At 64.4% G+C, this 13,790-nt stretch carries 15 protein-coding genes and 2 pseudogenes; 10 read left to right on the forward strand and 7 right to left on the reverse strand.

The window, feature by feature from the left end; genetic code table 11:
- Positions 1-51 precede the first annotated feature (51 nt).
- Genes ACSQ89_RS32440 through ACSQ89_RS32455 form a run of 4 tightly spaced genes read left to right on the forward strand, consistent with a single transcriptional unit; the run spans position 52 to position 3,059 of the window.
- Positions 52-705, forward strand: a complete 654-nt coding sequence (locus ACSQ89_RS32440) for an ArsR/SmtB family transcription factor (RefSeq protein ID WP_436294630.1) — start codon at positions 52-54, stop codon at positions 703-705.
- A gap of 4 nt (positions 706-709) precedes the next feature.
- Positions 710-1,060, forward strand: coding sequence for a DsrE/DsrF/TusD sulfur relay family protein (locus tag ACSQ89_RS32445; protein ID WP_436294631.1), 351 nt, complete (start codon positions 710-712; stop codon positions 1,058-1,060).
- A 16-nt stretch (positions 1,061-1,076) separates the two neighbouring features.
- Positions 1,077-1,814 carry an MBL fold metallo-hydrolase gene (locus tag ACSQ89_RS32450; protein ID WP_436294632.1) on the forward strand — a complete coding sequence of 246 codons (738 nt, stop codon included), beginning with the start codon at positions 1,077-1,079 and terminating at the stop codon, positions 1,812-1,814.
- Positions 1,815-1,820: 6 nt separating this feature from the next.
- On the forward strand, positions 1,821-3,059 hold the full coding sequence (locus ACSQ89_RS32455; RefSeq protein ID WP_436294633.1) for an MFS transporter: 1,239 nt from the start codon (positions 1,821-1,823) through the stop codon (positions 3,057-3,059).
- A 38-nt stretch (positions 3,060-3,097) separates the two neighbouring features.
- On the opposite strand, the gene ACSQ89_RS32460 is transcribed toward ACSQ89_RS32455, so the two are convergent.
- Positions 3,098-4,219 carry a helix-turn-helix domain-containing protein gene (locus ACSQ89_RS32460; RefSeq protein ID WP_436294634.1) on the reverse strand — a complete coding sequence of 374 codons (1,122 nt, stop codon included), beginning with the start codon at positions 4,217-4,219 and terminating at the stop codon, positions 3,098-3,100.
- A gap of 154 nt (positions 4,220-4,373) precedes the next feature.
- On the opposite strand from ACSQ89_RS32460, the gene ACSQ89_RS32465 reads away from it, so the two are divergent.
- Complete coding sequence (locus ACSQ89_RS32465) at positions 4,374-5,189, forward strand: sterol desaturase family protein (protein WP_436296842.1); 816 nt, start codon at positions 4,374-4,376, stop codon at positions 5,187-5,189.
- A 485-nt stretch (positions 5,190-5,674) separates the two neighbouring features.
- Entirely contained in the window at positions 5,675-6,217 is a 543-nt protein-coding gene (locus ACSQ89_RS32470) for a hemerythrin domain-containing protein (protein ID WP_436294636.1), read from the forward strand.
- Between the two features lie 338 nt (positions 6,218-6,555).
- Here the strand turns inward: ACSQ89_RS32470 and ACSQ89_RS32475 are convergent, their stop codons facing one another.
- Positions 6,556-6,768 carry a hypothetical protein gene (locus tag ACSQ89_RS32475; protein ID WP_436294637.1) on the reverse strand — a complete coding sequence of 71 codons (213 nt, stop codon included), beginning with the start codon at positions 6,766-6,768 and terminating at the stop codon, positions 6,556-6,558.
- 183 nt (positions 6,769-6,951) lie between these two features.
- A complete protein-coding gene (locus ACSQ89_RS32480) occupies positions 6,952-7,164 on the reverse strand; it encodes a hypothetical protein (protein WP_436296843.1) in 213 nt (70 codons plus the stop codon).
- Positions 7,165-7,317: 153 nt separating this feature from the next.
- Here ACSQ89_RS32480 and ACSQ89_RS32485 point away from each other — a divergent pair.
- The 4 genes and pseudogenes from ACSQ89_RS32485 to ACSQ89_RS32500 all read left to right on the forward strand — a co-directional run.
- Positions 7,318-7,504 (forward strand): annotated as a pseudogene (locus tag ACSQ89_RS32485) (hypothetical protein); the annotation flags it as partial.
- A gap of 457 nt (positions 7,505-7,961) precedes the next feature.
- Positions 7,962-9,176, forward strand: coding sequence for an NO-inducible flavohemoprotein (gene hmpA, locus ACSQ89_RS32490; RefSeq protein ID WP_436294638.1), 1,215 nt, complete (start codon positions 7,962-7,964; stop codon positions 9,174-9,176).
- 508 nt (positions 9,177-9,684) lie between these two features.
- Complete coding sequence (locus tag ACSQ89_RS32495; protein ID WP_436294639.1) at positions 9,685-10,569, forward strand: YitT family protein; 885 nt, start codon at positions 9,685-9,687, stop codon at positions 10,567-10,569.
- 30 nt (positions 10,570-10,599) lie between these two features.
- On the forward strand, positions 10,600-11,076 hold the full coding sequence (locus ACSQ89_RS32500) for a bacteriohemerythrin (protein ID WP_093110368.1): 477 nt from the start codon (positions 10,600-10,602) through the stop codon (positions 11,074-11,076).
- A gap of 3 nt (positions 11,077-11,079) precedes the next feature.
- Here ACSQ89_RS32500 and ubiM read toward each other — a convergent pair whose 3' ends face one another.
- From ubiM to ACSQ89_RS32520, 4 genes and pseudogenes are all read right to left on the reverse strand, one after another.
- Positions 11,080-12,129: a 5-demethoxyubiquinol-8 5-hydroxylase UbiM gene (ubiM, locus tag ACSQ89_RS32505; RefSeq protein ID WP_436294640.1), complete on the reverse strand. Its 1,050-nt coding sequence runs from the start codon at positions 12,127-12,129 to the stop codon at positions 11,080-11,082.
- Positions 12,130-12,226: 97 nt separating this feature from the next.
- Positions 12,227-12,298: pseudogene (locus tag ACSQ89_RS32510) on the reverse strand (hypothetical protein); the annotation flags it as partial.
- A gap of 168 nt (positions 12,299-12,466) precedes the next feature.
- Positions 12,467-12,823, reverse strand: a complete 357-nt coding sequence (locus ACSQ89_RS32515) for a TraR/DksA family transcriptional regulator (protein WP_436294641.1) — start codon at positions 12,821-12,823, stop codon at positions 12,467-12,469.
- Positions 12,824-13,003: 180 nt separating this feature from the next.
- Positions 13,004-13,753: a hypothetical protein gene (locus ACSQ89_RS32520; RefSeq protein WP_436294642.1), complete on the reverse strand. Its 750-nt coding sequence runs from the start codon at positions 13,751-13,753 to the stop codon at positions 13,004-13,006.
- Positions 13,754-13,790: the final 37 nt, after the last annotated feature.

Raw genomic sequence — 13,790 nt, forward strand, 5'->3', positions numbered from 1 at the left:
GGTTCGTGGGGGGGGTGGACATATTAATCCAACGCTCATTAGAATGATCGCATGAGGCAACTGAAGAACCACCTGTACGAGCAGGTCGCCCGCATTGGCCACGCGGTGGCCAGCCCGAAGCGGCTGGAGCTCATCGAGCTGCTGTGCCAGGGAGAGAAGACCGTCGAGGCGCTCGCGGCGCAGGCCGAGATCAGCGTCAAGCTGGCCAGCGCGCACCTGAAGGAGCTGCGCCTTGCCCGGCTGGTCGAGACACGCAAGGAAGGCAAATACGTCGTGTACCGCCTGGCCGATCGGGGAGTTGCCGACCTGTGGGTGGCGTTGCGCACACAAGCCGAGGAACGCCTGGTCGAGCTGCAGGTGGCGCTGGCAAACATCGTGGCCCACGGCGACGAACTGCAGGGCATGGACCGCCAAGCGATTCTGAAGAAGGCGGCCAGAGGTGAAGTGCTGGTGCTCGACGTGCGACCCGCAGAGGAATACGCCACTGCGCATCTGCCGCACGCGCGCTCGCTGCCAGTGGACGAGCTGAAGAAGCGGCTGTCCGAGGTGCCCAAGGACGTGCCGGTGGTTGCCTACTGCCGTGGCCCCTTCTGCCTGATGGCCAAGGATGCCGTCGAGCTGCTGCGCAAGAAGGGCTACAGGGCCATGCACCTGAGCGACGGCGTGGCCGAGTGGCGCGCTCACGGACTACCGATCGAGGAGTGAATCCGTGAAGACCCTCTTCATCCTGAACGATGCCCCGTATGGCAGCGAACGCACTTACAACGGGATCCGCCTTGCCGGTGCGCTTTCGCGCCAGGACGGGCATGAAGTGCAGCTGTTCCTGATGGGCGACGCGACGGCCGCGGTCCATCGGCTGCAGAAGGTGCCGTCCGGCCACTACAACCTGGAGTCGCTGCTGTCCGCAATCGCGCGTCATTCGGGCTCGATTGGCGTCTGCGGCAGTTGCATGGACGCTCGCGGGATCGCTAGTGACGACCTGATGGAAGGCGCTCATCGCGGCTCGATGGACCAACTGGCCGAGTGGTCCGCCTGGGCGGACAAGGTGATCGTGTTCTGAACGAAAGGAGACGGCGATGTTCTTCCGTCAACACGCAGCAGACCACGCGACGCTGTCCTACTTCTTCGGCTGCGGCGGCCTGGGCAAGGCAGTCGCCGTCGACGTGGTCGCCGGCGACGAAGGCTGGTTCATCGATCAGGCGGCGCAACAGGGCGTGTCGTTTGCCTACGTCATCGACACCCACGTGCATGCGGACCACCGCTCCGGTGGCCTGGCGCTCGCGCGCCGGATCGGCGCGCCGTACTGCCTGCACGAGAGCAACCGCGGGCGCACCACCTACGACTTTTTCCCGCTGAGCGATGGCCAGCGGCTGGAAGCCGGCAACGTGATGGTGGAGGTGATGCACACACCGGGGCATACGCCGGACAGTGTTTGCCTGCTTGTGCGCGATCTGCGGCGCGGTGACCAGCCCTGGTTCGTGGTGACGGGCGACACGCTCTTCGTCGGCGCGGTCGGCCGGCCGGATCTGGCCGGACGCGAGCGCGAGATGGCCGCGCAGCTGCACGTCACGCTGCACGAGAAGCTGTTGCAGCTGCCGCCTGAGTTGGAGATCTACCCCGGCCACCAGGCCGGCAGTGCGTGCGGCGCCGGCCTGTCCGGCAAGCCGGCATCGACGATAGGCTTCGAGCGTCGCTTCAACCCCATGCTGTCGATGCAGCGAGATGCGTTCATCGAGGCCCTAGTGGCCGACATCCCAGCACCGCCCGCCGAGATGCAGGCCATCGTGCGCGACAACCTCGGCTACGCTCGCTGACCTTCGATGCACGCCGCGACACTCCGACTCGGCCTGCGCGAGAACCTGGGCCAGTTCTCGCTGCTCGTGCTCGTCAACGCGTTCGTCGGCGCGATGGTCGGCCTCGAGCGCAGCATCCTGCCAGCGGTGGCGGAACAGGAGTTCCACATCGCCGCGCGCGCGGCCATTCTTTCCTTCATCGTGGTCTTCGGCATCACGAAGGCACTGACTAACTATGTCGCCGGGCGTCTCTCCGACCGCTTCGGGCGCAAACAGGTGCTGGTCGCCGGCTGGTGCGTCGCCGTGCCGGTGCCCTTCGTGCTGATGTGGGCCGGCAGCTGGGAATGGATCGTGGCGGCCAACGTGCTCCTCGGCGTCAGCCAGGGCCTCACCTGGTCCACCACGGTCATCATGAAAATCGACCTGGTGGGGCCGAAGGAGCGAGGCCTTGCGATGGGACTCAACGAGTTCTCGGGCTACCTGGCAGTGGCCGGCAGCGCGCTGGCGACGGGCTGGATCGCGGCGCGCTACGGGCTGCGGCCACAGCCGTTCTACCTCGGAGTGGCGTACGTCGCGGCCGGCGGGTTGCTGTCGTGGCTGGTGGTGCGCGAGACCCGACACCACGTGCAGTACGAGGCCCGGCTGCAACCACAGATTGCCACTCAGGAGCCGAGTCAGGCAGAGATCTTCAAGCGCACCTCCGTGAGCGACCCTAACCTGTCCAGCGTTAGCCAGGCGGGCCTGGTCAACAACCTGAATGACGGGATGGCGTGGGGTTTGTTCCCGCTGGTGTTCGCCGCGGCCGGATTGAGCCTCGAACACATCGGTGTGCTGGCCGCCGTGTATCCCGCGGTGTGGGGCGTTGCGCAGATCTTCACAGGCGCGTTGTCCGATCGCCTGGGGCGCAAGTGGTTCATTGCATCGGGCATGTGGGTGCAGGCTGCAGGGATCGGCCTCACTGCGCTCGCCGACGGCTTTGGCGGTTTTGCGCTGGGCGCGGTGCTGCTCGGGCTCGGCACAGCCATGGTGTATCCGACGCTGCTGGCAGCGATCGGGGATGTCGCGCATCCGTCGTGGCGTGCCTCGGCTGTCGGCGTATATCGGTTCTGGCGCGATCTCGGCTACGCGGTCGGTGCGCTGCTGGCAGGTCTGGTGGCGGATCGCTTCGGACTGTCCGCTGCAATCTGGCTGGTCGCGGGACTCACGTTCTTGTCCGGCGTGGTCGCCGCAATGCGGATGAACGAAACCTTGTCCAAGGCAAGCTGAGAAGGGGGAAGCGGACGGCACCGTCGATGCGCTCGCCGTCATTCGGCGCGCGGTTGAGCGCCTGACGAGGTAGTTTCGGGCACGGGCAAGTGCGCGGGCTGGCCCTCGCGCCTGGCGCTGCGGAAGGCGCTCGGCGTCACCCCATGACGCTCCCGGAAGGCGCGATTGAACGGGCCGATCGAGCCGAAACCGGCTTCCAGGGCAAGGGTCAGGATCGGCCGGCCGTCGAACGATGGATCGGCCAATCTTTGCTCCACCTCCCGCAGGCGGTGCTCGTTCACGAAGGCAGGAAAGTTGCGATACCCCAGCTGCCGATTGATCAGCTCGCGCAGCCGGTACTCCGGCAGCCCCAGACGGTCGGCCAAGGTCTTGAGGGAAACCTCGGGATCGTGATAGACGCACTCGACCGTCATGAGGCACTCCAGCCGCTCCAGCCAGGGAACCTCTGCGGCGGTTGACGGCTGTGGGACCGTTTCGGGTGCTGCTAGCGGCTCTGGCGGCAGAGATGTGCCGAACAAGGTCTGGAGCGTTGCGGAGTTCGGCTGAAGCAGGAATGCCAGGGCCACTGCGAGGACGAAGCCGATCGCCGCGAGGTTGACGGCGTCGAGCCAGGGCGGCGCCGGTCGGCCGCCCAGCCAAGCCTCTGCAGCCAGCACCACGAGCCCATGCCCGCCGACGTACCCTAAGAGCCATACCCGCAGGCTCCGGCGTGCCGGCACTAGGTCGTCAGCCGTTGATATGGCAAGCCGCCAGAGCGCGGTGGCGACAAAGCCAGCCGCCAACAGCTTCTGCAGCAGGTGCGCATAGCCGCCTGCCCAAAGACCTCCGCCGACGTCCCGCGACATCAATCCTGCAAGTACCAAGGCGGCTGCCACCACCCAAGCGGGCAGCGGCATATCCCGCCGGTCATCGAAGACGTTGTGCAGGAGCCACCAGAACGCCACTGGAAAAAGCAGTGCTCCAACGGTCAACGGCAGGAGCACCGGGACCGGCGCTGCTGACGCTTCCGGGGCAGACCGCAGCAGGTAGGCCATCAGGCAGCCGACAAGCGGGACCATGGCCGCCCGTGCGCGAGGCTTCAGGACCAGAGCCAGACTCAGAAGCACTGTTGAGAGCCCGAGGTCGATGCCGCGCAGGAACGGGAGGATGGATGGCGTCATGAGGCAGGAGCATGGCGGACTAGGTGCCAGCCGTCTTGCTGAATGATGCAAAACAGCGCCGATTCGAACAATCGGCGATGGCTCGCAGGTATCGGCGCGACGCTTCGATGGGGACGGCCTATCGTTCTCTGCACATCCAATGCGGAGGATCGCAATGACGCCAACACCGTTCGAACTTGCGCTCAATGCCTGGCCCACCATCTGGCTGGGCGACTGGTTGAGGTACTTGATCCCGACCGCACTGGCCAGCGCGGTGATCGGGTGGTTGCCGGCTTGGTGGCGTCAGGCACGCTCCGTCCAGGCGCACCGGCCGGGGCCCGGACAGCGGTGGCGCGAGTTCCGCATCTCGATGGTGACAGTGCTGATCTTTTCAGCCAACGGCGCGCTCATCTACGGCGCGGCCCAAGCCGGGCGGCTCTGCCTGTACACCGACATCACGCGCTTCGGGCCGCTCTACCTGCTGGTGAGCTTCGTCGCGCTCGTGTTGGCGCACGACACCTGGTTCTACTGGACGCATCGATGGATGCACCATCCCGTCGTCTTCAGGTTGCTGCATCGGACGCATCACCGGTCAGTGGCTCCCACTCCCTGGGCGGCGTATAGCTTTGCGCCGGCGGAAGCCGTTGTGCAGGCAGTCTTTCTGACGCTCACGCTGCTGGTCCTGCCGCTGCACCCATTGGTGATCTTCGTCTTCCTGCTGCACATGATCGTGCGCAACGTGCTGGGCCATGCTGGCATCGAAATGATGCCGCGGCGGTGGCTGGCCGGTCGGTGGGGACGGTGGCTGACCACCACGCTGCATCACGACATGCACCACGCGGGGGGGCGCTACAACTATGGCCTGTACTTCACTTGCTGGGACCGCCTCGGGGGTACCGAGCACCCGGACTATCGGCGCCGGCTTCGCATGCTGACTGGTGCCAGCGCGACGAAACGGGACGGAAGTATCTGCCCAACGTCGGCCCGATGACCTATCGTTCAAGAAGCAGCCCTCCACGGAGGACTGCTTGTGGTCGATTCTTTCCCTGCAGTAGGCGCGGAGCCTCGCGTCGTCCCCGCGCTCTCCCTCCCCCGGCGTCGCACAGCATGCAGCAGCAGGAGACGAGCTGGCCCGGCGCCGCCCCCACCGGGGCGCGAGTTCAAACTAAGCTGCAAAGAATTCAGAAGTAGGTGAAAGCCGAGACCAACAGGCGTACTTCGGGCACATCAATGCCGGGCGCGTTTCGCGTTCCAGCGCAACGCGATGCGCAGGCGCTGTTGCCACGATTCACGTCGGCTTCGCGACAGTCTGATTGAATCCCGACGGGCGCGTGCCGCCGCCTCAGGACAGGCCGCAAGGGGACGGCGAAAAGGCCAAATCTCACAAGTCAAGCAGTTTGCCTGACACAGATCATGGAGCTCGGCGCTTGGCTGGCTAGACTGCCCCTGGGTTCCACCGGATTTCGGAGGTTCAATATGGCTAACCCGATCGCGCGATGGCATGCCGAGCATGTCAACTTCTCTCGGCTCCTCGATGTGTTTGAAGAGCAGATCACCAGGTTTCACGAAGGCGAAGATCCAGATGTCGACCTCATGCTCGAGATCGTCTCGTATCTGCGGGAGTTTGGGGACCGCTTTCACCATCCTCGCGAGGACGCCGCGTTCGCGAGCCTTGTCATGCGCGATCCGTCACTGCGGCTCCCAATCAATCGCCTGCTGCAGGAGCATCGCGCAATCGCCGCTGCTGGCGAAGAGCTTGTGACGCGACTGCAGGAGGTCGTCGCCGATGCCCTGATCCCGCGCGAGACCGTAGAAGCGGCGGCAGCACTTTATTTGGTTTACTACCGACACCACCTTGCCACCGAAGAAAGGGACATCTTGCCGCGCGCGGCGCTTTTGCTCACAGCGCAGGACTGGGAGATCGTCGCGGGGGCGGTTCCATCCGGTTCGGATCCATTGCTCGGAGAAGCGCCGAGTCAGACCTATGGGAGGCTGCGCGAGTTGCTGGCGGCAAGATAACCGGCGCTTCGATCCGGCGGCGACCCTCCCTCGGACACCCGAACAGCGTCGCTCGCAAAGCCCGAAGCCTCAGTCTTCGAGCACAGGTGGCGATCGGCGGCGACTCCCGGAACGGCAGCAGCCCAAGACCTCGTCCTGGCGCAAGGTCCGTATTCGCTGCACGGGGGACACTGATCCATGGATCAAAGCTCGCGCGTGAATATCGCAAGGCCATACCCGCTGCTGAACGACGCACAAGGTTTCGGGACCGCGATACTGTTGGTCGCCCTGGGGCTAGCCATGCTTCGCAGCGCCCAATTGTTGACCGGCGGCATCCCTGGTCTGGCCTTCCTGATGAGCTATGCGACAAGCTGGCCTCTCGGCTGGACCTTGCTCATCGGTACGAACCATTCGCCAAGCAGCTCGAGATTGGCGCCCAACAAATCAAACAGCAGCAGCAAGACCGCTTCGAGCACAAGAGAGTGCGCGAACTCCCCATGCAGCCGTCGGCGGTGCGCACGAGTGACCAGCGCTCCGGTGGTTGCCGCCCCGCAAATAAATGAAATGAGCAATGCGACTCCGGCAAGCGCTCGGCACACTCAGATGCACAATCCACGATACCGGAGACGGGCCTTCCTTCGTCTATCGAGCGACCATGTCTAGTGAAGCCCGTTGGCATTTTGGACGTCCGCAGGCACGCAGTACGCATCTAGCCAAGAGTACGGAAGGGTCCCTCCAGCAATCGCCGATGCGAACTACACGGAGGGAAAGGTTCCCTGCTCCGTGCGAAGTTCGCCGGCCTGGCTGTCGATTTGCTCACACAGGTCCCTATTGAGCACGGGAACTTCTCCGCCAATCAGCCTGCTTTCGACAGCACGGACAACTGAGTCTTGAAGTCGATCCGGCAGGGTGCGACCGTTCAGATAGTCGACGAGAAGGGCGCGTGCTGCAAAAAGAGAAAGGGCCATGGCATGGGCATGCTAGGCGTTTTTTGCTGCACTGCACCATCCATCAAGCTGCCTCAGCTCTTTTTTAGATGCCAAGACCCAATTTGATCGGCGATTCAGCACGTGCGCCGCGGCGTCACTTGTCCTCCGACGTCGCGAGCAGGACCATCGGGCCGTATCGTTCGGCCGATGCTCGGATTCATGTCCTTTCGCTGCACGAATTCTCATTGCTGGGATCGAGACAGCGCACATGATCAGGAAGAGGTTGCTCTGCTGCCCCGAAAGCCCCGTCTCGTCAGCAGCATGCAAGTTCTACTCGCAGGCCTTTTTTGAGCGCCGGCCGACCGCATGGCTCCATTGAACGTCATCGGCCCACTGCAGTGCGTTCGCATGCTGTCATGGAATGTCGCCTTTCGCCAGCATACGGCGTGGCTTGGTCTGCTCGCCCAAGCGCCATGGATCCTCGGCGGCCACGGAGAGGCCCACGACCCCGACAGCCACCGTGTCACGCTACAGTGGCTGACCAAGGGCGGCCTACCGCGACATCGCGCCGCATTCCGAGCGCCAAGCTGCGCGCCTGCTGACACACGACTACCGAGCTTGGTGCGCTGGCGGATGTTCGTCGACAAGCTCCTCGCGGGACCGAGGAGATCACGCGCGCCTCGGAGTAGGACTTCGTGGTCAGCTGTTTCCATTCGTGACAAGACCGAAGCCACCCACATTGAAACTCCTCGCGCTGACCCAGGTGCTTTGGATTGACGCACCAATGCGTGTTTCCTATGCTGCCCGATTCCGCATCAGTGTTGTGGAGATCGAAGATGCTCACACAGACGACCATCGCCACCGTAAAGGCCACCGCGCCCGTCCTCGCCGTACACGGCTTCTCGATCATCCAGCGGTTCTACGATCGACTGTTCACGGCTCATCCCGATCTGAAGAACCTGTTCAATATGCGCCACCAGGAGAGCGGCGAACAGCAACGAGCGCTCGCCGGTGCGGTGCTGGCCTATGCGACGCATATCGACAACTTGCCGGCGCTGGGGCCGGCGGTGGCGCGGATGACGCACAAGCATGCCAGCCTGAATGTCCAGCCCGCCCAGTACCCGGTCGTCGGAGAGCATCTGCTGGCGGCGATCAAGGAGGTGCTCGGCGAGGCGGCGACCGCCGACATCCTTGGCGCGTGGGCCGAGGCGTACCAAGCGCTCGCGGACATCCTGATCGGGGCCGAAGCCGCGCTCTACGAAGAGGCCGCCGCGCGCCCCGGCGGATGGCGAGGCTGGCGCAATTTCGTGGTTCGCCGCAAACGGCAGGAAAGCGATGTGATCACGTCGTTCTTCCTGGAACCTGAAGACGGCCAGCCGCTTTCGGACTTCAAGCCCGGCCAGTACATCAGCGCGGTGGTGGATGTGCCGCGGCTCGGCCTGCAACAGGTGCGCCAGTACAGCCTGTCGGATGCGCCGAATGGCAAGAGCTACCGGATCTCGGTGAAGCGCGAGGGCGAACGCTCACAGCCCGGGGCCGGCTACGTCTCAAACTTGCTGCATGACTACGTGAACCAGGGCGATGTGGTGCGGATCACGCCGCCGTTCGGCGATTTCCACATCGACATGGAGGCCAGCACCCCGGTGGTGCTCATCAGTGGTGGCGTCGGCCTGACGCCGCTCGTCAGCATGCTCAAGTCGGTGCTGAAGAACACGGACCGGGAGGTCGTGTTCGTGCACGGCGCACGCAACAGCAGCGTGCATGCGATGAAGGAACGGGTGAAAGCGGTCGCCGACACCAACCGGCGGCTGACGAGCATCGTGTTCTACGACGCGCCGCTGGAGAGCGACGTGCAAGGCTACGACCATGACTACGTGGGTCTGGTGGAACTGCGCCGCGTTGCGCAGTCGGTGCTCAAGCCGGACGCCGACTACTACATCTGCGGCCCGATCCCCTTCATGCGGATGCAAGTCGAAACGCTCAAGGCGCTCGGCGTTGCCCAGGCGCGGCTGCACTACGAGGTTTTCGGCACCGATGTTTTCGAGGAATAGCGGTGTCGAGGACTCTGCGCCCCAGACGGTTGATGGGAATCGGCGGCGCTCCGGGCCGGTGCAGCGGCGGCAGATGCCTCAGCGGCCGGCCCCGTCGGGTGGTACAGGGTGAAAGTGGTCGAAAGTTTTCGGCACTTCTGGTCCGTCGGGCGAGTACAGGAACGGAGAACGTGGATCTGGGCAGTTCGAGCCAACCGGCCCTGCGTCGCTCGTCGTGGACACGGCTCAGGAACTTGTCGACGACCTCGGAGCGCTTGAAAACCTGTGCACTGAATGTGATGGAGCTGAGCGAAGTCATGTCCTGCAATGTACGCGTGGTGATGCAGCTTTCCCAAGTGCCTTGTCAAGCTCCCCTGTTCGGCGAACTCGGTCAAGTGCAACTCCATCAGGAGCGTGGCCGCACGGCAAACTTTGGCCGGCATCCCTTCGACGGAAGATGCCGCGACGAATAGCTTGCAACCTTGTCCTGGCGCAAGGTCCGTATTCGCTGCACGGGGGACACTGATCCATGGATCAAAGCTCGCGCGTGAATATCGCAAGGCCATACCCGCTGCTGAACGACGCACAAGGTTTCGGGACCGCGATACTGTTGGTCGCCCTGGGGCTAGCCATGCTTCGCAGCGCCCAATTGTTGACCGGCGGCATCCCTGGTCTGGCCTTCCTGATGAGCTATGCGACAAGCTGGCCTCTCGGCTGGACCTTGCTCATCGTGAACCTGCCGTTCATCGCATTCGCCTGGCGCGTATTCGGTCCGCGCTTCACCTGGAAAACCATCATCGTCGTCGCCGGTTTGTCGCTCGGCGTCGAAGGAATGGGCAGGGCTCTCAGCGTGCACTCGGCGCACCCACTGTTCGCAGCGATCGTCGGTGGTTTGCTGATCGGTGTCGGTTTGCTGGTGCTGTTCCGTCATGGTGCCAGCCTGGGTGGATTTGGCGTGCTGGCACTGTTTCTGCAGCGGCGGCGTGGATGGCGCGCGGGCACGGTGCAAATGGTGTGTGATGCCGCGATCGTTGCGGCGGCATTCGCACTCGTTGAACCGAGCCGTGTCGTCTATTCCATCGTGTCGGCCGTGATGGTGAATCTGGTTTTGGTGTGGAATCATCGACCGGGCGAACAAGGTCTGCCGCCACGGAGCTCACCCGCGCCACACGAAGCGCCGTTCGGCCAGGCTCATGCGGACAAGGCTCACGCCGTCGGTGAGGCGTCCGAGACCAGCATACGCCATCACCTGGCGCAGGACTCGCGGCCCGGCTCGGGCAACCGGCCCTACCAAGCCGCCAGCCCACGAGCACGAAGGTCGCTGAGAGGTGCTGCAGGTGCTGCAGGTAATGTGGGCGAATCGATTGATCAGTCGTTGAGCCACATCAAGGGGCCACTCGCCAGGCGCCGGTAGCCTTGTGTCTTCAGTATCAAAGGAGATCACATGGCTGCCCTGGATCGATCCGACGCACTCTCGCTCGACTTGCCCTTCATGGACCAGGCTTGCAAGGAATTCTTCGGGCTCTTGGCGCTGGTTGACAAGGCTGACAACGCGCTGCTGCCGTCGGCCTGGCGCGACCTGGTGGAGTGCGCCGCCGAGAATTTTGCGCGCGAAGACATCTGGATGCGAACGACCGGTTACGCATCGCGCAAGGAGCACGCGATCCAGCACCGCGTGGTGCTGGGGGTCATGCGCGAAGGTGCGTTGCAGGCCGAGGAAGGAAGGCTGCTGCAGGTGCGGGAGATGGCGCATCAGTTGAGAGACTGGTATGTCAAGCATGTGCAGACAATGGACGCCGCGCTGGCCCTCCACTTGCGCAGCGCACAATTCGAACCTGCGCCCGCCGACGTGCCGGCGCAGGCCTCGCTTCCCGTGTGGTCCGCGCTGCGTGCCGCCGTGGAGCACGGTGCGACGCATTGAGCGCTAGAGAGCGTCTCCGGGCAGCTGCAGGCCGCCCTGGCCTGTGAGGCGCGCGGTGATCGCCGCCTTCAGCGGTGGCAGATGCTGGGCACCGCGAAGGATCAGCTGCCGCGCGAAGCGCTGCGGTGCGCCGGTGCTGGCATAGAGCTTCGCCACGGCGTTGGTGCCGTGGTAGATCAGGGCCGAGTCGCGACGGTGCCTGCGTTCGTAGCCCGCCAGTACCGTGGCGGCGCCGATGTCCTGGTTGGCGGCGCGGGCTGCGCAGAGTGCGTGTGTGAGAGAGGCGATGCTTTGCAATCCGAGGTTGTAGCCGTGGGCCGTGACCGGATGCATGCCGACGGCCGCGTCGCCGACCAGCGCGCTGCGCAGGGCCGCAAAGCGGTGGGCATATGCGGCAACGAGCGGGTAGGCGAAGCGCTGCCCGAGCAGCTGCATGCGGCCCAGCCGGCCGTGGAACTGGCGCTCCACCAGGGTCGCGAACGCACGTTCGGGCAATGCCAACAGCTGCGCCGCGGCGGCGGCCTCGGTGGTCACCACGACCGACGAGACATGGCCCGCAGCGGGCAACACCGCGAGCGTGCGTTCGTAGCCGAAGCACTCGTACGCGACGTCGTCATGTGGCAGGTCGTGCCGCATCCGGCACACGATCATGGTGCGGCCGAAGTCATGCATGTCGGCCGCGATGCCGAGCTGCCGGCGGGACCAGGAGAATCGGCTGTCCGCCGCGACGAGCAGGCGGCCGCGCAGATGGTGCGGCGCGCCCGGTGAGGTGCCGAACTCAAGTTCCGCGTGCGTGGGCAAGGTGCCGATGCGCAGCGCCTGCGCGCCATCCATCAGACGCAGTCCCGGGCGCTGTGCCGCAGCTGCAAAACTGACGCGGCGCAGTGCATGGTTCGGCACGATCCAGCCCAGAGCGTCGGCGCCGTGGCCGTGCGCGTTGAAGGACAGCGCCGAGTGCTGCCGATCGCCATCCATGACGCGCGCTTCCCGGATGCGCCCGATTTCTTCGGGCAAGAGGCGCTGCCAAAGTCCCAGTGCGCGCAACGTGGCCACGCTGGTGGGTCAGCGCGATGTGGCGTCCGTCCTCGGCCGGGGCGGCCAGGGCCTCGCGCGGCTGTGCGTCCAGCACGGTAGCGGTGAAGCCGGCGTCGGCCAGGGCAATGGCCAAAGCCAGCCCGGTCGGACCGGCACCGACGATGAGGACGTCACGATCCTGCTGCATTCAGTTTCCTCCGTGGATGAGGAGCCGGATTGTGGGCGGCACAGCAGCGCTCACCTTGACGGAGGTCAAGGGTTGGCGAAACGGGCCTTGGCGCCCGTAAGTTCAACACGCGGCGCTTCAGGTCGAGCGCCGTGGGCGAGGGCGAGTTTGGCTGCAATGCTCCAGCGTTCAGCGGGCCAGCCTGAACTGACAGGCGTGGCACCGGATGGCCGCCGGTTCGATCAGCATACGTTCGCGTGCGATGACACGCTCGCAATCGAGGCAAAGCGCGTAGAGGCCCAGGGAGATGCGTTGGAGTGCCTGTTCGATATCCTGCAGCGTCGGCCGACGAACCTTGACGGCAGCGAAGGCCGTGACATTGCCGACTTCCCCAGCCGACGAAGGGCAGGGCTCGGAAGCCTGCGCGTCGGGCGCATGCTCGGCGCGGCCGTCGTGCAGCTTGGCGCGTTCGCTGAGCGCCCACCGCTTCAGGATGTCCAGACGCTCGATGAAGGACTGCAGATCTTCCGGCTTCATGTGGTTCATGCTGGTGGCTCGGGATGAGGTTGACTGGCCGCCAGTATCCGGATGTCCATTCGCCCGGGATTTGATCCGCGTCAAATTCCGCTCGCCCCAAAACTCCGCGCAGCTGCCAGCGGGCGACCTTGTCCGTATCTGGCCTGACGGCGTGTGACAGCCGTCGGCCCAGGAGCAGCCCTCGGATTCTCACCTCCCAAGCTTTCCGAAAATCCGGCGGATAACCGCGTCTGCATCCGCGTTGAAGCAGCGCCCATGACTGAGCAAGATGCGGCGAGGCCGCCATGCGTGAAGTTTCGCGATGGCCGCAGCTGCCTTTTTCCGCTGCAACGACAGCGGCAGGCGCATCCCGAAGAACACCTGCCCGCGTGGGTAGTACATCCCGCTCATCCTCGTGAACGTTCGCCAAGGCTCGTCCATCTTGTCCAACTCGATGTTGATGATGGCGTCCGTCACGATGAGAGATTCTGATTCCCGGTGGAAGAAGATGAATTCCTTGAAGTAGCCACCCGGAAACAGCGTTTGGTCCAGTTCGTTCCGCCATTCGCCCGGCGGGTCCAGATCGAGGTCTCTCCCGAAACGGATCTCCACGCGCCGCGCTCTGCTCCTTCTGCGTACGCCCGGCGACGCCCATGCGACGGCATCCGGAAAGGCGTTCAACCACTCCCCAATGTGGGCATAGTGGAACTGGTTGGGGGAGATCAGATGCCGGACAGTCCCGAGGTGCTCAAGCTCGTCTGCAAGCTTGCGATCGAACTTCGTCGGCGAGTGAAGGAAAAGATCGCCGTTCGAGAGGCGCACCACCGTCATGCGGGTGGTGAACGGTAGCGGCAGCCTGACGCCAGCCACGGTCAGGTATTCAAAGGGCCCGTCGACAACTCCGATGTTTGCCGCCACAGGCTTGTACACATTGATCGGCTCGTAAAGTGCTGCGCCCATGTTGCCGTCTCGGATACGTATCCTGCACGATTCTGGC

Origin of the sequence: Variovorax sp. LjRoot175 (genome assembly GCF_964253805.1) — a bacterium.
GTDB lineage: Bacteria > Pseudomonadota > Gammaproteobacteria > Burkholderiales > Burkholderiaceae_C > Variovorax.